Below are 15,606 nucleotides of genomic sequence, written 5' to 3'. Positions count from 1 at the left end.
TGATGCCGGCGCGGTGCACGCCGGCTTGAGACCATGACGACGCCACAAGACATCATCCGCCGCGACGTGCTCGCGATGACGAGCTACCCGGTGCCGGACGCGAGCGGGTTCGTGAAGCTCGACGCGATGGAGAACCCGTATCCGCTGCCCGAACCGCTCGCTGCGGCGCTCGGCGAGCGTCTCGCGCAGGTCGCGCTGAACCGCTACCCGGCGCCGCGCCCGGCCGCACTGCTCGACAAGCTGCGCCACGCGATGGGCGTGCCGGCCGCATGCGACGTGCTGCTCGGCAACGGGTCGGACGAAATCATCAGCATGATCTCGGTCGCGTGCGCGCAGCCTGGCGCGAAGGTGCTCGCGCCGGTGCCGGGCTTCGTGATGTATGAACTGTCGGCGAAGCTCGCGCAGCTCGAATTCGTCGGCGTGCCGCTGAAGGCCGACCTGACGCTCGACGTCGACGCGATGCTCGCGGCGATCGCCGAGCACCGCCCGGCGATCGTCTATCTCGCGTACCCGAACAACCCGACCGGCACGCTGTACGACGATGCCGACGTCGAGCGGATCGTCGCGGCCGCGCGGCACAGTCTGATCGTGATCGACGAGGCGTACCAGCCGTTCGCGGAGCGCTCGTGGCTGCCGCGCGCCGCCGAGTTCGACAACGTCGTCGTGATGCGCACGGTGTCGAAGCTCGGCCTCGCGGGCATCCGCCTCGGCTATCTCGTCGGGCGGCACGCATGGCTGACCGAATTCGACAAGGTGCGCCCGCCTTACAACATCAACGTGCTGACCCAGGCGACCGCCGATTTCCTGCTCGACCACCTCGACGTGCTCGACGCGCAGGCGGCCGAACTGCGCGCGGAACGCACGCGCCTCGCGCAGGCCGTGGCCGCGCTGCCGGGCGCGACGGTGTTCCCGAGCGCCGGCAATTTCCTGCTGGTGCGCGTGCCGGACGCGGCTGCCGTGTTCGATGCGCTGCTCACCGAGCGGGTGCTGGTCAAAAACGTGAGTAAAATGCATCCGTTACTGGCCGAATGCGTGCGGCTGACCGTCGGTTCTCCCGACGAAAACGCCCGCCTGCTGGCCGCTTTGAAACTCGCGCTGCCCGGTTGAGCCCAGGGCGCGGCGGCGCGCGACGATCAATCCCCATTTACATCAGACTCAATCAAGGAATTGCCATGCGTGTGGCGGAAGTCGTTCGCAATACCAGCGAAACGCAGATCCGTGTGAAGCTCGATCTCGACGGCACCGGCCGGCAGAAGCTGGCCACCGGTGTGCCGTTCCTCGACCATATGCTCGACCAGATCGCGCGACACGGTCTGGTCGATCTCGAGGTCGAAGCGCATGGCGACACGCATATCGACGACCACCACACGGTCGAGGATGTCGGCATCACGCTCGGGCAGGCCGTCGCGAAGGCGATCGGCGACCGCAAGGGCATCCGCCGCTACGGCCATTCGTACGTGCCGCTCGACGAGGCGCTGTCGCGCGTCGTGATCGACTTCTCGGGCCGGCCGGGCCTCGAATTCCACGTGCCGTTCACGCGTGCGCGGATCGGCACGTTCGACGTCGACCTGTCGATCGAATTCTTCCGCGGTTTCGTGAACCACGCGGGCGTCACGCTGCACATCGACAACCTGCGCGGGATCAACGCGCACCATCAGCTCGAGACGGTGTTCAAGGCCTTCGGCCGTGCGCTGCGCGCGGCGGTGGAGCTGGACGAGCGTGCGGCGGGGCAGATTCCGTCGACGAAGGGCAGCCTCTGAACTTCCGAACGGACGGACGCTAAGGACAACCTCACGGCTTCGGCGTACGGCGCCGGCTTGCGATGGATCTGCTCAAATCGTTCATTTCGCTGCTCGCGCTGATCAACCCGATCGGCGCGGTGCCGTTCTTCCTGAGCCTGACGGCGCAGCAGACGGACATCGAGCGGCGCCGCACGATCCGGATCGCGTCGGTGTCGGTGTTCTGCGTGATGACGGTGACGACGCTGCTCGGGCAGCAGATCATCGACTTCTTCGGCATTTCGGTCGGTTCGCTCGAAGTAGGCGGCGGGATCATCATGCTGCTGATGGCGATCAACATGCTGAACGCGCAGATCGGCAACACGCGATCGACGCCGGAGGAGCGCCACGAGGCCGAGCTGAAGGACAACATCGCGGTCGTGCCGCTGGCGATTCCGCTGCTCACGGGCCCCGGCTCGATCAGCACGGTGATCATCTATGCGGCGAATTCGCGTCACTGGTATGAGCGGGCCGGGCTGGTCGCGATCGGCGCGGTCCTGGCCTTGCTGTGTTTCGTCGCGATGCGGCTTGCCGAGCCGATCGCGAACTGGATCGGCCGCACGGGCATCAACATCGCCACGCGGCTGATGGGTCTGATGCTGTCGGCGCTGGCGGTGGAATTCATCGTCAATGGACTGAGGGCACTACTGCCTGCACTGAGATGAAAACTTCGATTGCGATTGTGGATTATGGGATGGGCAACCTGCGCTCGGTCGCGCAGGCGCTCAAGAAGGCCGAACCGGCCGCCGACGTGGCGATCGTCGACACGCCGGCCGCGATTCGCGCGGCCGACCGCGTCGTGCTGCCCGGCCAGGGCGCGATGCCCGACTGCATGCGCTGCCTCGGCGAATCGGGCCTGCAGGAGGCCGTGATCGAGGCGTCGCGCACGAAGCCGCTGCTCGGCGTGTGCGTCGGCGAGCAGATGCTGTTCGACTGGAGCGCGGAAGGCGACACGAAGGGTCTCGGCCTGCTGCCCGGCAAGGTCGTGCGCTTCGAGCTCGACGGCCGGCTGCAGGACGACGGCTCGCGCTTCAAGGTGCCGCAGATGGGCTGGAACCGCGTGCGTCAGACGCAGCCGCACCCGCTGTGGGACGGCGTGCCCGACGACGCGTATTTCTACTTTGTGCACAGCTATTACGTGAAGCCGGACAACCCGGCGCATACGGTCGGCGAAACGGCATACGGCGCGCCGTTTACGTCCGCGGTCGCGCGGGATAACCTCTTCGCGACCCAATTCCACCCCGAGAAAAGTGCGGAGGTCGGGTTGCGTCTGTATCGCAACTTCGTACACTGGAAACCGTGAACGTCGCGTGCGTGCCACAGTCGGCGGGCCGGAGAGGCCCGTCTTACGGGGCTCGCGCGCCAAAGCGCCGAAAGAGTTGTACTAAACTAGCGAGACGGCGCGGTACCGGGTTGGCCGGTACGCGCCGGATTCTTTTCTTCCTCCACGACGATACCCGATTGCTATGTTGCTGATTCCGGCCATCGATCTCAAAGACGGTCAGTGTGTGCGCCTGAAACAGGGCGATATGGACCAGGCCACGATTTTCTCCGAGGACCCGGCGGCGATGGCCCGCAAGTGGGTGAATCTCGGCGCCCGGCGGCTCCATCTGGTCGACCTGAACGGCGCGTTCGCCGGCAAGCCGAAGAATCTCGAGGCGATCGAAGCGATCCTCGACGAAGTCGGCGATGAAATCCCCGTACAGCTCGGCGGCGGCATCCGCAGCCTCGAGACGATCGAGAAGTACCTCGACGCGGGCCTGTCCTACGTGATCATCGGCACGGCGGCCGTGAAGGATCCGGGCTTCCTGCAGGACGCATGCACCGCGTTCGCCGGCAACATCATCGTCGGGCTGGACGCGAAGGACGGCAAGGTCGCGACCGACGGCTGGAGCAAGCTGACGGGCCACGAAGTGATCGATCTCGCGCAGAAGTTCGAGGACTACGGCGTCGAATCGATCGTCTACACGGACATCGGCCGCGACGGGATGCTGCAGGGCATCAACATCGAGGCGACCGTGAAGCTCGCGCAGGCGGTCGGCATTCCGGTGATCGCGAGCGGCGGCCTGTCGAACCTCACGGACATCGAGAATCTGTGCGAAGTGGAAGAGCACGGCGTCGAAGGCGTGATCTGCGGCCGTGCGATCTACTCCGGCGATCTCGATTTCGCGGCCGCGCAAAAGCGCGCGGACGAACTGAACGGCGAACTCGACAACGCGTAAGCGCGGTTGTCCCGTTCGCCGGGGCTGCCTGCAGGCGGCCCCGACCGGAAGCCTCGCGCGAGGCTTCCGTAACCGGCCGTCCCATCGCGGCATTTGGCGCAACATCATGGCTCTAGCTAAACGCATCATCCCCTGCCTGGACGTGACCGCCGGGCGTGTCGTCAAGGGCGTCAATTTCGTCGAACTGCGCGACGCGGGCGACCCCGTCGAAATCGCCCGCCGTTACGACGACCAGGGCGCCGACGAACTGACGTTCCTCGACATCACCGCGACGTCCGACCAGCGCGACCTGATCCTGCCGATCATCGAGGCGGTGGCGTCGCAGGTGTTCATTCCGCTGACCGTCGGCGGCGGCGTGCGCGCCGTCGAGGACGTGCGGCGCTTGCTGAACGCGGGTGCGGACAAGGTCAGCATGAATTCGTCGGCGGTCGCGAACCCGCAGCTCGTGCGCGACGCGGCCGACAAGTACGGCTCGCAGTGCATCGTCGTCGCGATCGATGCGAAGCGCGTGTCGGCCGACGGCGAGACGCCGCGCTGGGAAGTGTTCACGCACGGCGGCCGCAAGGGCACGGGCCTCGACGCGATCGAATGGGCGCGCAAGATGGCCGAGCTCGGCGCGGGCGAGATCCTGCTCACGAGCATGGACCGCGACGGCACGAAATCGGGTTTCGACCTCGCGCTCACGCGCGGCGTGTCGGACGCGGTGCCGGTGCCGGTGATCGCATCGGGCGGCGTCGGCTCGCTGCAGGATCTCGCGGACGGCATCAAGGACGGCCGTGCCGACGCGGTGCTGGCCGCGAGCATCTTCCACTACGGCGAGCACACGGTCGGCGAGGCGAAGCGCTTCATGGCCGACCAGGGCATTCCGGTGAGGCTGTGATGAATACGGAAACGAAATCCCTGCCCGCGTGGCTCGACAAGGTCCGCTGGGACGACCACGGCCTCGTGCCGGTGATCGCGCAGGAAGCGTCGACGAACGACGTGCTGATGTTCGCGTGGATGAACCGCGAGGCGCTGGCGAAGACGGTCGAGACGCAGCGCGCGGTCTACTATTCGCGCTCGCGCAAGCGCCTGTGGTTCAAGGGCGAGGAGTCGGGCCACGTGCAGCACGTGCACGAGGTGCGGCTCGACTGCGACGAGGACGTCGTGCTGCTGAAGGTCGAGCAGGTGTCGGGCATCGCGTGCCACACCGGCCGGCATTCGTGCTTCTTCCAGAAATTCGAGGGCACCGTCGACGACGGCGACTGGGTCGCGGTCGAACCGGTGCTGAAAGATCCCGAACACATCTACAAATGACGCAATCGACCGAAGACACGCTGCTGCGCCTCGCGGCCGTGATCGATAGCCGCAAGGGCGGCGATCCCGACCAATCGTACGTATCGCGCCTGTTCCACAAGGGCGACGACGCGGTGCTGAAGAAGATCGGCGAAGAGGCGACGGAAGTCGTGCTGGCCGCGAAAGACGTGCGCCAGGGCGGCGCGCCGACCGCGCTCGTCGGCGAGGTGGCCGACCTGTGGTTCCACTGCCTCGTGATGCTGTCGCACTTCGATCTGAGCCCGGCCGACGTGATCGCCGAGCTCGAGCGCCGCGAAGGGTTGTCGGGCATCGAGGAGAAGGCGCTGCGCAAGCGTCGCGAGCGCGAGGAAAACGGCGGGTGACACGCTTGCGCCCGCCGCGGTGGCGACAGTGCGGTAAGCTGTAAGAATTGTCATCTAACGGGGGTAGCATCATGACCGACACACCAAGCCAGTTTCCGCCGCCGTCGGTGCCGGGGGCCGCGGACGCCGAACGCCTGAACGGGCTGCGCACGCTGACTCACGTGCTCTATGGCCTCTACGCGTTTCATTGGCTGACGGGCGGCGTCACGGGCATCATCGCGATCATCATCAACTATGTGAAGCGCGGCGATGTGGCCGGCACGCCGTACGCTGATCACTTCGAGTGGCAGATCCGCACGTTCTGGCGCGCGCTGATCGCCTATGTGATCGGGTTCGCGCTGGCGTTCGTGGTGGTCGGATTCGCAGTGATGTTTGTCACATGGATCTGGACGCTGTACCGTATCATCAAGGGTTGGCTGTACCTGAACGACAACAAGACGCTCGATCCGCAGGCGTGGTTCTGACCGGCCGCGGCGGGCGTTTCGCAGGAGCAACATGAGTCACGATCCGAATTGCCTGTTCTGCAAGATCGCGGCAGGCGAGATTCCGAGCACGAAGGTGCACGAGGACGACGAATTCGTCGCGTTCCGCGACATCCGCCCGGCGGCCGAGACGCACGTGCTCGTGATTCCGCGCCGGCACCTGCCGACGCTGTCGGCGGTGAGCGACGGCGATGCGCCGATGCTCGGCCGGCTGATGCTGTTCGTCGCGCGCCTCGCCGACCAGCTCGGTGTCGCGTATACGGGCGGCGAAACCGGTTTTCGCACGGTGATCAACACGGGCCCCGGCGGCGGGCAGGAGGTTTATCACCTGCACGCGCATATCCTGGCCGGCCCGCGTCCGTGGCATCGGATGGGTTGACGGCGCGGGGCGTTTTCCCCGCATCGATAGTCGAAGCCGGCGCGTCGCCGGCGATTTGCGCCGCGCAACGGCGTGGTTGAGGAGAGGTTTCATCATGGGTGGATTGAGCATTTGGCACTGGCTGATCGTGCTGCTGATCGTCGCGCTGGTTTTCGGTACGAAGAAGCTGCGCAACATCGGCAACGATCTCGGCAGCGCGGTGAAGGGTTTCAAGGACGGCATGAAGGAAGGCGAAACGCCGGCCGACGCGCAGCAACTGCCGCGCTCGGGCTCGGTCGACGTCAACGCGAAGGAAACGACGCGTTCCGATTCGAACAAGGCGTAACGCCGGCACGCTGACAGGCATTCGCGATGCTGGATCTCGGTCTTACGAAGATGGCGCTGATCGGCGTCGTCGCACTCGTGGTGCTCGGCCCCGAGCGCCTGCCGCGCGTCGCGCGTACGGCAGGCGCATTGTTCGGCCGCGCGCAGCGGTACATCAACGACGTGAAGGCCGAGGTCTCGCGCGAAATCGAACTCGACGCGCTGCGGACGATGAAGACCGATTTCGAGTCGGCCGCGCGCAATGTCGAGACGACGATTCACGACAACCTGCGCGAGCACGAGAAGGAACTGAACGACACGTGGCATTCCGCGGTCGGCGGTCTTAACGAGGCCTCCGGCGACACCGGGTCGTACGGTTCCGACACGCCCGCGGCGTCGTCGTGGCGCGGCAGTACGGCCGCGCTCGCGCCGAAGCGCCGCAACTGGCGTGTCAAGCAGGCGGCGACGCCTGTCTGGTACAAGCGCGCGACCACCCGCCGCACGCACGTGCAGTCGGGCGCCGCGCGAGTCGCGCGCCACCAGCCGGCCAGCCTGCGCCGGCCGACGCGCTTCTTCTGAGCCGAGCGCATGCTCGCTCGTCAATCCTACCGAGGGCCGGTGTGAGCGACCCCCAGCAGAACCCGGGCGACGCCCCGGAAGAAACCTTCATTTCCCATCTCGTCGAGCTTCGCGATCGCATCATTCGCGCGGGGCTGGCCGTGATCGTCGTGTTCCTCGGGCTCGTCTACTGGGCGCCCGACATCTTCAAGCTGCTCGCGCGGCCGCTGATGCAGAACCTGCCGAAGGACGGCAAGATGATCGTCACCGACGTCACCGGCTCGTTCTTCGTGCCGATGAAGGTCACGATGCTCGTCGCGCTCGTGATCGCGCTGCCGGTCGTGCTTTACCAGATCTGGGCGTTCGTCGCGCCCGGGCTGTACCAGCACGAGAAGAAGCTCGTCGTGCCGCTCGTCGGCAGCAGCTACATCCTGTTCCTGTGCGGGATGGCGTTCGCGTACTTCCTCGTGTTCCCGACGATCTTCCGCGTGATGGCGCACTACAACGCACCGCTCGGCGCCGAGATGACGACCGACATCGACAACTACCTGAGCTTCGTGCTCGGGATGTTCATCGCGTTCGGGGTCACGTTCGAGGTGCCGATCGTCGTCGTGCTGCTCGTCCGGATGGGCGTGCTGACGGTGAAGAAGCTGAAGGAGATCCGGCCGTACGTGATCGTCGGTGCGTTCGTCGTCGCCGCGGTCGTCACGCCGCCGGACGTATTCTCGCAACTGATGCTCGCGTTGCCGCTGATCGTGCTGTACGAGGCCGGGATCCTGGCCGCACGGTTCTTCGTACCGAAGAAGCCGGCCGAAGAGGGCGAGGCGGAGAACGGCGAAGCCGCGAGTTGACGACGGTGCGCCGGGCGGCGGGTGGCCTTCTTCCGGCCATGCCTGATGCGGCCCGGTGGCGTTGGCGGCCGGAAGGCGGGCGTTGAGGCCACGTCCTCGGCAACAAGGTCTTCGATGCAAAGCAAAAGGGCAGCCGCCGGCTGCCCTTTTTCATTTTCGCCCGCGGCCGGCACGCGTCGGCGCGCCGCCCGCCGAACGTCACTCGGTGTCGCTATCCTGTTCGTCGAGCGTCTGCTTCGGCGGCGGCGGGCGCTTGCCGATCACGACGCTCATGTCGAACTCCTTGCCCTTGCGCACGACGTGCACCTTGGTCGGCGTGCCCGGCTTGATCTGCGCGACGACGTTCAGCAGCTTCGTCGTATCGGTGATCTCCTCGCCGTTGACCGTGACCAGGATGTCGCCCGGCTTGATGCCGGCCTTGTCGGCCGGGCCGCCCTGCAGCACGCCCGCAACGATCGCGCCCGATTTCTGCTGGAGCCCGAACGATTCGGCGATCTCCGGCGTGACGTCCTGCGGCTCGACGCCGATCCAGCCGCGCGTGACCGAGCCCGTCGTGATGATGCTTTCGAGCACCGTGCGCGCGGTCGATACCGGAATCGCGAAGCCGATGCCGAGCGAGCCGCCCGAGCGCGAGTAGATCGCCGTGTTGATGCCGAGCAGGTTACCGTTCACGTCGACCAGCGCGCCGCCCGAGTTGCCGGGGTTGATGGGGGCGTCGGTCTGGATGAAGTTCTCGAACGTGTTGATGCCGAGATGGTTGCGGCCGAGTGCGCTGATGATCCCCATCGTGACCGTCTGGCCGACGCCGAACGGGTTGCCGATTGCGAGCACGACGTCGCCGACCCGCGACTGGTCGGAGCGTCCGAGCGTGATCGTCGGCAGGTTCGTCATGTTGATCTTCAGCACGGCGAGATCGGTCTCGGGATCGCTGCCGATCACCTTCGCGGTGGCCGTGCGGCCATCGGCGAGCGCGACTTCGATCTGGTCGGCGCCGTCCACGACGTGCTGGTTCGTTAGAATGTAACCTTCAGGGCTCACGATAACGCCCGAGCCGAGGTTGGCTGCCGGTTCGTCCTGCTGCTTGCGGGCGTTGCGGTCGCCGAAGAAGTAGCGGAACAGCGGATCTTTCGCGCGCGGGTCGGGCGGCAGCGAGCCGTCCTTGCTGGAGAATACGTTGACGACGGCCGGCATCGCCTTCTGCGCGGCTTCCGCGTACGACGTGGTCGCCGGTGCGCCGCCGATGCCCGGTGCGACTTCCCGCAGCGCAACGATCGGCGTGGCGAGCTGCTTGCCGAGCTGTCCTTGCCGTTGCAGCCATTGCGGCTTGAGCGTCACGACGATGAACATCAGCGCGAGCAGCACGGTAACCGCCTGCGCGAAGAACAGCCAGAAGCGTCTAAGCATCTGAATGGATTAGAGGTTTATATGGATCGGATCGAACTTGAATTGTACTTGAACAATACCCTTGAAACCGCGCGCTTCAAGGACTATTGCCCGAACGGCCTCCAGGTCGAGGGGCGCCGCAAGATCGAGAAGATCGCCACCGGCGTGACCGCGTCGCTCGCGTTCCTCGAAGCCGCGCTCGAATGGGGGGCAGATGCCGTGCTCGTTCATCACGGCTATTTCTGGCGCAACGAGGCCCCGCAGATCACCGGCCGCAAGTATCAGCGCCTGAAGCTGCTGCTCGCGAACGACCTGAACCTGTTCGCGTTCCACCTGCCGCTCGACGCGCACCCCCGGTTCGGCAACAACGCGCAGCTCGGCGAGAAGCTCGGGCTGATCGGCGAGCAGCGTTTCGGCGACGGCGACCTCGGCTGGATGGCGACGCTGCCGATGCCCGTCACGCTCGAGCACTTTGTCGCGAAGGTCGAGCGCACGCTCGGCCGCACGCCGCTCGTGCTCGGCGATCCGGACCTGCAGCTGCGCCGCATCGCGTGGTGCACGGGCGCCGCGCAGAGCTACTTCGACGCGGCGATCGACGCCGGCGCAGACGTGTACCTGACCGGCGAGGTATCCGAATACGTGACGCACACGGCCGCCGAGAGCGGTGTCGCGTTCGTTGCGGCAGGGCACCATGCGACCGAACGCTACGGAATCCAGGCGCTTGGCGCCCACTTGTCCGAGGAATTCGATCTCGAACACCTTTTTATCGATATTCATAATCCGGTCTGAACGCCGGATTTGCGGCAGTGCATCGAAATCCACCAATGTAGCGGATGCTTAAAAGAGAAATGATTTAATCGCTCCGATAGTGGGGGATAACCCTTAACTATCAATCACTTCGAAGGGATTTTCATCTCCGGGCCTTGTAAATGGCGACTCCATTCGAGCAAACTAGCGGCGGAATGGAAAGTCGTGACGGAAAATCCAACTCAGAAGTGGGGCGTGTGATGCGAGACAAGGAAGAGAAACGCGTCGACAGCGGCCGCCGTACCTGGCTGATTGCGACATCCGTAGCAGGTGGCGTGGGAGGCGTAGCCACCGTCATACCTTTCGCGGCGTCGCTTGCGCCGTCCGCGAAAGCGAAAGCGGCCGGTGCACCGGTCGAGGTCGACATCAGCAGCCTGAAGCCCGGCGAGATGGTCACCGTGCCGTGGCGCGGCAAGCCCGTCTGGATCCTGAATCGCACCGATTCGATGCTGGCCGACGTGGTCAAGGCCGACAAGGAAGTGGCCGATCCGACCACGAAGTCCCCGTATTCGATGCCGTTGCCCGCGTATTGCGCCAACGAATATCGCTCGCGGACCGATCGCAAGAACATTCTCGTCGTGATGGCCGTGTGTACGCACCTCGGCTGCACGCCTAGCCAACGCTTCACGACGGGTCCGCAGCCGAACCTGCCGGACGACTGGCCGGGCGGTTTCCTGTGCCCGTGCCACGGTTCGACCTACGACCTCGCCGGCCGTGTGTTCAAGAACAAGCCGGCGCCTCAGAATCTCGACATCCCGCCCTACATGTTCACGTCGGCGACGACCCTCGTGATCGGCAAGGACGAGAAAGGAGAAGCGTGATGGCCGCCGACAACAAGGAAGTCTCCACGACAGGTCTCACCGGCTGGATCGACCAGCGCTTCCCGCTCACGTCCACCTGGAAGAAGCACCTTTCCGAGTACTACGCACCGAAGAACTTCAACTTCTGGTATTTCTTCGGCTCCCTCGCGCTGCTCGTGCTCGTCAACCAGATCGTCACGGGCATCTTCCTGACGATGAACTACAAGCCCGATTCGACGCTCGCGTTCGCGTCGGTCGAGTACATCATGCGCGAGGTGCCGTGGGGCTGGCTGATCCGCTACCTGCACTCGACCGGTGCATCGATGTTCTTTGTGGTCGTCTACCTGCACATGTTCCGCGGGCTGCTGTACGGGTCGTACCGCAAGCCGCGCGAGCTCGTGTGGATCTTTGGCTGCGCGATCTTCCTGTGCCTGATGGCCGAGGCGTTCTTCGGCTACCTGCTGCCGTGGGGCCAGATGTCGTTCTGGGGCGCGCAGGTGATCGTGAACCTGTTCTCGGCGATCCCGTTCGTCGGCCCCGATCTGTCGCTGTGGATTCGCGGCGACTACGTCGTGTCCGACGTCACGCTGAACCGCTTCTTCGCGTTCCACGTGATCGCGATTCCGCTCGTGCTGATCGGCCTCGTGATCGCGCACCTCGTCGCGCTGCACGAAGTGGGGTCGAATAACCCGGACGGCATCGAGATCAAGGCGAAGAAGGACGAGAACGGCATTCCGCTCGATGGCATCCCGTTCCATCCGTACTACTCGGTGCACGATTTCCTCGGCGTGTGCGTGTTCCTGATGGTCTTCGCGATGATCGTGTTCTTCTCGCCGGAGATGGGCGGCTACTTCCTCGAGGCGAACAACTTCGTCCCGGCGAACCCGCTGCAGACGCCGCCCGAGATCGCGCCGGTCTGGTACTTCACCGCGTTCTACGCGATGCTGCGCGCGACCACCGACCCGTTCAAGATCGTGCTGATGATTGTGATCGCGGTACTCGGCGTGCTCGCGCTGATCCGCGCGCGCGGCAAGTGGAAAGTCGGGCTGCCGGTGCTGGCCGCGGCGATCGTCGTGTTCATGTACCTGACGGAGTCGAAGTTCTGGGGCGTCGTCGTGATGGGCTCGGCGGTGATCACGCTGTTCTTCCTGCCGTGGCTCGACCGCAGCCCGGTGAAGTCGATCCGCTACCGGCCGCTGTTCCACAAGGTGTTCCTCGGGATCTTCGTCGCGGCGTTCCTGACCCTCGCGTTCCTCGGCACGCGGCCGCCATCGCCGGTTGCGACGCTGATCGCGCAGGCCTGTGCGCTGATCTATTTCGCGTTCTTCCTCGGCATGCCCGTCTGGACGCAGCTTGGCACGTTCAAGCAGCCGCCGGAGCGGGTGCGCTTCAAGCCCCATTAATGTGAGCGAGGAGAGAACGACATGAAGAAACTGCTTTCGACACTCGCACTGATCGGGGCGACCGCGTGTGCGCTGTTGGTGGCGCCGGGCGTGCGGGCGGAAGGTAATTTTCCGCTCGACCGGGCGCCCGATAACACGGAAAATCTCGTTTCGCTTCAGCACGGCGCGCAATTGTTTGTAAACTATTGCCTGAACTGTCACAGCGCGAACCTGATGCGCTACAACCGTCTGACGGATCTGGGCATATCCCCGAAGGAGATCGAAACGAATCTCCTGTTCACGACCGACAAGGTCGGGAGCACGATGTCCGTCGCGATGCGGCCCGAAGACGCGAAGAACTGGCTCGGCACCTCGCCGCCCGACCTGTCGGTCGAGGAGCGCGCGCGCGGCCGCGACTGGCTGTATACGTATCTGCGGAGTTTCTACCGCGACGATACGCGGCCGTCCGGCTGGAACAACGCGGTGTTCGAGAACGTCGGCATGCCCCATGTGTTGTGGCAACTGCAGGGGCAGCGCATCGCCAAATTCGAAGACAAGACGGACGAGGAGACGGGCGAGAAGGCCCACACGCTCGTCGGCTTCCAGCAGGTCACGCCGGGGACGTTGTCGCCACCGGACTATGATGCTGCGGTTGCCGACCTGGTGGCCTATATGACATGGATGTCCGAGCCGGCCCAGCATACCCGCAAGCGCCTCGGCGTGTGGGTGCTGGTCTTTCTCGGTGTCCTGACTTTCCTGGCCTGGCGGCTCAATGCCGCGTACTGGAAAGATATCAAGTAAACACGCCTGACCGGCGTGGGGCCGGCGCAACGCGGAACCCGTGAAAGGGGTTTCGCCGCGTGCCGGCCCTCGGCTTTTTTGAGGAAACGCAAATATGATGGTTCTGTATTCCGGCACAACTTGCCCGTTCTCCCAGCGTTGCCGGCTGGTGCTGTTCGAGAAGGGCATGGACTTCGAAATCCGTGACGTCGACCTGTTCAACAAGCCGGAAGACATTTCGGTGATGAACCCGTATGGTCAGGTGCCGATCCTGGTCGAGCGTGACCTGATCCTGTACGAATCGAACATCATCAACGAGTACATCGACGAGCGCTTCCCGCATCCGCAACTGATGCCGGCCGACCCCGTGCAGCGCGCACGCGCGCGCCTGTTCCTGCTCAACTTCGAGAAGGAACTGTTCGTTCACGTCAGCACGCTCGAGAACGAGAAGGGCAAGGCAGCGGAGAAGAATCACGAGAAGGCACGCCTCGCGATCCGCGATCGCCTGACGCAACTCGCGCCGATCTTCGTGAAGAACAAGTACATGCTCGGCGAGGAGTTCTCGATGCTCGACGTCGCGATCGCGCCGCTGCTGTGGCGCCTGGATCACTACGGCATCGAGCTGTCGAAGAACGCTGCGCCGCTGATGAAGTACGCGGAGCGGATCTTCAGCCGTCCGGCCTATATCGAAGCACTGACGCCGTCCGAAAAGGTCATGCGTCGTTGATGATGCAATGAAGGCAAGACGGAGAGGGCGGCGCGGCGTGCCGCGCGCCCGCTCCGGGTTCGAGGATTGTGATGCAAGAGATTTCAACGAAGCCTTATCTGCTGCGCGCGTTGTACGAGTGGTGCACCGATAACGGTTACACGCCGCATATCGCGGTGAGGGTCGACAACTCGACGCGCGTGCCGCGTCAGTTCGTGCGTGACGGCGAGATCGTGCTCAACATCAGCTTCGAGGCGACGAGCCAGTTGCAGATGGGCAACGAGTGGATCGAGTTCACTGCCCGGTTCTCCGGGAAGGCGCACAAGATCGAGATTCCGGTTGCCAACGTGCTCGCGATCTATGCGCGCGAGAACGGGCAGGGGATGGCGTTCCAGGTCGATGCGGTCGCGGGCGAAGGTGAGGATTCGGGTGCGTTCGACGAAGATGCGGCGCAGACGGATGATGCGCAGCGCGACGAGTCGCCGGCTGTGTTGACGCCGGTTGCCGACAGCGGCGCGAACGAGGAACCCTCCGAAGGCGCCGATGAACCGCCGAAAACCGACGGTGACGGCGATGGCTCGAAAGGTGGCAGCAGACCTCGCCTCAAGATCGTGAAATGAGGTAGAATCTCGCGCTACGCCGGCTTAGCTCATCTGGTAGAGCAGTTGATTTGTAATCATCAGGTGGCGGGTTCGAGTCCTGCAGCCGGCACCATATTGAACGAAGGGCCGGGAGATTGATTCTCCCGGCCCTTTGTCTTTTCGGTGGTCGCTTTTCCGGTCGGGGGGATTGTCGTGTGTCCCGAGCCGCGACACGCAGCTTAGCGTTTCGACTTCGACCGATACGTCGAACGAATCTCCATCGCAAGAACATACAAGCGTCGCTTCGACACGCTGGCTTCAGTGCGTCGCATCGCAATTGATGCACTCCGAATCAGGAGGCCATCATGAGTAAAGCGCTCAATTCCATCGTCCACGCAATCGGCGTGACACCACTCGTTCCTCGACAGGCTGACGAAAGCACGCGGCCTCGAAGGCATCATTCTCGCGAAACTTGACTACCAGAAACCCGAACTCCCCAAGAAGGAGCGCGCGGCGCGGGGCATCATTGACGAAGCTGAACGCAGCGGCACGTCGCAGCCGGGCCAGACCGTCGTCGAACTGACGTCGGGCAGCATGGGCACAGGCCTCGCGATCATCTGCGGCGTGAAGGACTATCCGATGGTTGCGATGATGTCGGAGGGCAACTCTGCCTATTGATCGGGCATTAGCTGTGAGAGACGTCATTTTCCCGAGCGCGTATCTCCTGAAGCAACCCTTGGTGAAGGCTTGGAAATAGATGACAACGTAACTCGCCTTTGCCACCGATAAGTATCGTCTGATTCCAGAATCGATTCGTGGGCGGATTCCCGACCGCCTTGCGCGTTAGAGGCAGCGCTCTGTGGAATATTGTCAATTTCTGGAGGCGACGAACGTATTTTTATGACAGTTTGATAAAATCGCGCGAAACAGCGACAG

General features: G+C 64.2%; 21 protein-coding genes and 1 tRNA gene. 21 read left to right on the top strand and 1 reads right to left on the bottom strand.

Annotated elements, in window-relative coordinates; translation table 11 throughout:
• Window positions 1-33 precede the first annotated feature (33 nt).
• From hisC to tatC, 13 genes are all read left to right on the top strand, one after another.
• A complete protein-coding gene (gene hisC / locus OEJ37_RS18285; protein ID WP_105391631.1) occupies window positions 34-1,107 on the top strand; it encodes a histidinol-phosphate transaminase in 1,074 nt (357 codons plus the stop codon).
• 65 nt (window positions 1,108-1,172) lie between these two features.
• The gene (hisB, locus tag OEJ37_RS18280) at window positions 1,173-1,760 is read left to right on the top strand and encodes an imidazoleglycerol-phosphate dehydratase HisB (RefSeq protein ID WP_011546606.1); all 588 of its coding nucleotides are present in this window, start codon (window positions 1,173-1,175) and stop codon (window positions 1,758-1,760) included.
• A gap of 62 nt (window positions 1,761-1,822) precedes the next feature.
• Window positions 1,823-2,443 (top strand): MarC family protein, encoded by a 621-nt coding sequence (locus tag OEJ37_RS18275; protein ID WP_072443888.1) that lies wholly within the window; start codon window positions 1,823-1,825, stop codon window positions 2,441-2,443.
• Window positions 2,440-3,081, top strand: coding sequence for an imidazole glycerol phosphate synthase subunit HisH (hisH, locus tag OEJ37_RS18270; RefSeq protein ID WP_034183652.1), 642 nt, complete (start codon window positions 2,440-2,442; stop codon window positions 3,079-3,081). Before OEJ37_RS18275 ends, hisH begins: the two co-directional genes overlap by 4 nt.
• 163 nt (window positions 3,082-3,244) lie before the next feature.
• On the top strand, window positions 3,245-4,000 hold the full coding sequence (gene hisA / locus OEJ37_RS18265) for a 1-(5-phosphoribosyl)-5-[(5-phosphoribosylamino)methylideneamino]imidazole-4-carboxamide isomerase (RefSeq protein ID WP_174417392.1): 756 nt from the start codon (window positions 3,245-3,247) through the stop codon (window positions 3,998-4,000).
• Window positions 4,001-4,106: 106 nt separating this feature from the next.
• Window positions 4,107-4,880, top strand: a complete 774-nt coding sequence (hisF, locus tag OEJ37_RS18260) for an imidazole glycerol phosphate synthase subunit HisF (RefSeq protein WP_034183654.1) — start codon at window positions 4,107-4,109, stop codon at window positions 4,878-4,880.
• Window positions 4,880-5,296, top strand: coding sequence for a phosphoribosyl-AMP cyclohydrolase (gene hisI / locus OEJ37_RS18255; protein WP_263345053.1), 417 nt, complete (start codon window positions 4,880-4,882; stop codon window positions 5,294-5,296). Before hisF ends, hisI begins: the two co-directional genes overlap by 1 nt.
• Entirely contained in the window at window positions 5,293-5,658 is a 366-nt protein-coding gene (locus tag OEJ37_RS18250; protein WP_006485344.1) for a phosphoribosyl-ATP diphosphatase, read from the top strand. Before hisI ends, OEJ37_RS18250 begins: the two co-directional genes overlap by 4 nt.
• Window positions 5,659-5,729: 71 nt before the next feature.
• Complete coding sequence (locus OEJ37_RS18245) at window positions 5,730-6,122, top strand: DUF4870 family protein (RefSeq protein ID WP_034183656.1); 393 nt, start codon at window positions 5,730-5,732, stop codon at window positions 6,120-6,122.
• 31 nt (window positions 6,123-6,153) lie between these two features.
• Window positions 6,154-6,519, top strand: coding sequence for a histidine triad nucleotide-binding protein (locus OEJ37_RS18240; protein WP_034183657.1), 366 nt, complete (start codon window positions 6,154-6,156; stop codon window positions 6,517-6,519).
• Window positions 6,520-6,613: 94 nt separating this feature from the next.
• Complete coding sequence (tatA, locus tag OEJ37_RS18235) at window positions 6,614-6,844, top strand: Sec-independent protein translocase subunit TatA (protein WP_034183658.1); 231 nt, start codon at window positions 6,614-6,616, stop codon at window positions 6,842-6,844.
• Window positions 6,845-6,870: 26 nt separating this feature from the next.
• Window positions 6,871-7,401: a Sec-independent protein translocase protein TatB gene (gene tatB, locus OEJ37_RS18230; RefSeq protein ID WP_175948061.1), complete on the top strand. Its 531-nt coding sequence runs from the start codon at window positions 6,871-6,873 to the stop codon at window positions 7,399-7,401.
• A gap of 41 nt (window positions 7,402-7,442) precedes the next feature.
• The gene (tatC, locus tag OEJ37_RS18225) at window positions 7,443-8,231 is read left to right on the top strand and encodes a twin-arginine translocase subunit TatC (protein ID WP_174417390.1); all 789 of its coding nucleotides are present in this window, start codon (window positions 7,443-7,445) and stop codon (window positions 8,229-8,231) included.
• 198 nt (window positions 8,232-8,429) lie between these two features.
• Here the strand turns inward: tatC and OEJ37_RS18220 are convergent, their stop codons facing one another.
• A complete protein-coding gene (locus OEJ37_RS18220) occupies window positions 8,430-9,635 on the bottom strand; it encodes a Do family serine endopeptidase (protein ID WP_152859185.1) in 1,206 nt (401 codons plus the stop codon).
• 21 nt (window positions 9,636-9,656) lie between these two features.
• On the opposite strand from OEJ37_RS18220, the gene OEJ37_RS18215 reads away from it, so the two are divergent.
• The 8 genes from OEJ37_RS18215 to OEJ37_RS35135 all read left to right on the top strand — a co-directional run bounded on the left by OEJ37_RS18215 (window position 9,657) and on the right by OEJ37_RS35135 (window position 15,348).
• Window positions 9,657-10,403, top strand: a complete 747-nt coding sequence (locus tag OEJ37_RS18215) for a Nif3-like dinuclear metal center hexameric protein (RefSeq protein WP_174417389.1) — start codon at window positions 9,657-9,659, stop codon at window positions 10,401-10,403.
• Between the two features lie 218 nt (window positions 10,404-10,621).
• A complete protein-coding gene (gene petA / locus OEJ37_RS18210) occupies window positions 10,622-11,242 on the top strand; it encodes a ubiquinol-cytochrome c reductase iron-sulfur subunit (RefSeq protein ID WP_152859181.1) in 621 nt (206 codons plus the stop codon).
• Entirely contained in the window at window positions 11,242-12,624 is a 1,383-nt protein-coding gene (locus OEJ37_RS18205) for a cytochrome b (protein ID WP_174417388.1), read from the top strand. Before petA ends, OEJ37_RS18205 begins: the two co-directional genes overlap by 1 nt.
• Before the next feature lie 21 nt (window positions 12,625-12,645).
• Window positions 12,646-13,404: a cytochrome c1 gene (locus tag OEJ37_RS18200; RefSeq protein WP_263345050.1), complete on the top strand. Its 759-nt coding sequence runs from the start codon at window positions 12,646-12,648 to the stop codon at window positions 13,402-13,404.
• A 94-nt stretch (window positions 13,405-13,498) separates the two neighbouring features.
• Window positions 13,499-14,110, top strand: coding sequence for a glutathione S-transferase N-terminal domain-containing protein (locus OEJ37_RS18195; RefSeq protein ID WP_006400565.1), 612 nt, complete (start codon window positions 13,499-13,501; stop codon window positions 14,108-14,110).
• A 71-nt stretch (window positions 14,111-14,181) separates the two neighbouring features.
• Complete coding sequence (locus OEJ37_RS18190) at window positions 14,182-14,709, top strand: ClpXP protease specificity-enhancing factor (RefSeq protein WP_175948058.1); 528 nt, start codon at window positions 14,182-14,184, stop codon at window positions 14,707-14,709.
• 18 nt (window positions 14,710-14,727) lie between these two features.
• A tRNA-Thr gene (locus OEJ37_RS18185) sits at window positions 14,728-14,803 on the top strand.
• Between the two features lie 296 nt (window positions 14,804-15,099).
• Complete coding sequence (locus OEJ37_RS35135) at window positions 15,100-15,348, top strand: pyridoxal-phosphate dependent enzyme (protein WP_368041875.1); 249 nt, start codon at window positions 15,100-15,102, stop codon at window positions 15,346-15,348.
• The last annotated feature ends 258 nt before the right edge of the window (window positions 15,349-15,606 follow it).

It is taken from the genome of Burkholderia sp. BKH01, assembly GCF_025685725.1.
In the GTDB taxonomy this organism is placed as follows: Bacteria; Pseudomonadota; Gammaproteobacteria; order Burkholderiales; family Burkholderiaceae; genus Burkholderia; species Burkholderia pyrrocinia_C.
This window is presented reverse-complemented; position numbering and strand designations above follow the sequence as displayed.

Excerpts from the sequence above, each read along its gene's own strand:
- hisC (WP_105391631.1), top strand. The coding sequence starts at position 34 with ATGACGACGCCACAAGACATCATCCGCCGCGACGTGCTCGCGATGACG.
- hisB (WP_011546606.1), top strand. The coding sequence starts at position 1,173 with ATGCGTGTGGCGGAAGTCGTTCGCAATACCAGCGAAACGCAGATCCGT.
- OEJ37_RS18275 (WP_072443888.1), top strand. The coding sequence starts at position 1,823 with ATGGATCTGCTCAAATCGTTCATTTCGCTGCTCGCGCTGATCAACCCG.
- hisH (WP_034183652.1), top strand. The coding sequence starts at position 2,440 with ATGAAAACTTCGATTGCGATTGTGGATTATGGGATGGGCAACCTGCGC.
- hisA (WP_174417392.1), top strand. The coding sequence starts at position 3,245 with ATGTTGCTGATTCCGGCCATCGATCTCAAAGACGGTCAGTGTGTGCGC.
- hisF (WP_034183654.1), top strand. The coding sequence starts at position 4,107 with ATGGCTCTAGCTAAACGCATCATCCCCTGCCTGGACGTGACCGCCGGG.
- hisI (WP_263345053.1), top strand. The coding sequence starts at position 4,880 with ATGAATACGGAAACGAAATCCCTGCCCGCGTGGCTCGACAAGGTCCGC.
- OEJ37_RS18250 (WP_006485344.1), top strand. The coding sequence starts at position 5,293 with ATGACGCAATCGACCGAAGACACGCTGCTGCGCCTCGCGGCCGTGATC.
- OEJ37_RS18245 (WP_034183656.1), top strand. The coding sequence starts at position 5,730 with ATGACCGACACACCAAGCCAGTTTCCGCCGCCGTCGGTGCCGGGGGCC.
- OEJ37_RS18240 (WP_034183657.1), top strand. The coding sequence starts at position 6,154 with ATGAGTCACGATCCGAATTGCCTGTTCTGCAAGATCGCGGCAGGCGAG.
- tatA (WP_034183658.1), top strand. The coding sequence starts at position 6,614 with ATGGGTGGATTGAGCATTTGGCACTGGCTGATCGTGCTGCTGATCGTC.
- tatB (WP_175948061.1), top strand. The coding sequence starts at position 6,871 with ATGCTGGATCTCGGTCTTACGAAGATGGCGCTGATCGGCGTCGTCGCA.
- OEJ37_RS18220 (WP_152859185.1), bottom strand. The coding sequence starts at position 9,635 with ATGCTTAGACGCTTCTGGCTGTTCTTCGCGCAGGCGGTTACCGTGCTG.
- OEJ37_RS18215 (WP_174417389.1), top strand. The coding sequence starts at position 9,657 with ATGGATCGGATCGAACTTGAATTGTACTTGAACAATACCCTTGAAACC.
- petA (WP_152859181.1), top strand. The coding sequence starts at position 10,622 with ATGCGAGACAAGGAAGAGAAACGCGTCGACAGCGGCCGCCGTACCTGG.
- OEJ37_RS18205 (WP_174417388.1), top strand. The coding sequence starts at position 11,242 with ATGGCCGCCGACAACAAGGAAGTCTCCACGACAGGTCTCACCGGCTGG.
- OEJ37_RS18200 (WP_263345050.1), top strand. The coding sequence starts at position 12,646 with ATGAAGAAACTGCTTTCGACACTCGCACTGATCGGGGCGACCGCGTGT.
- OEJ37_RS18195 (WP_006400565.1), top strand. The coding sequence starts at position 13,499 with ATGATGGTTCTGTATTCCGGCACAACTTGCCCGTTCTCCCAGCGTTGC.
- OEJ37_RS18190 (WP_175948058.1), top strand. The coding sequence starts at position 14,182 with ATGCAAGAGATTTCAACGAAGCCTTATCTGCTGCGCGCGTTGTACGAG.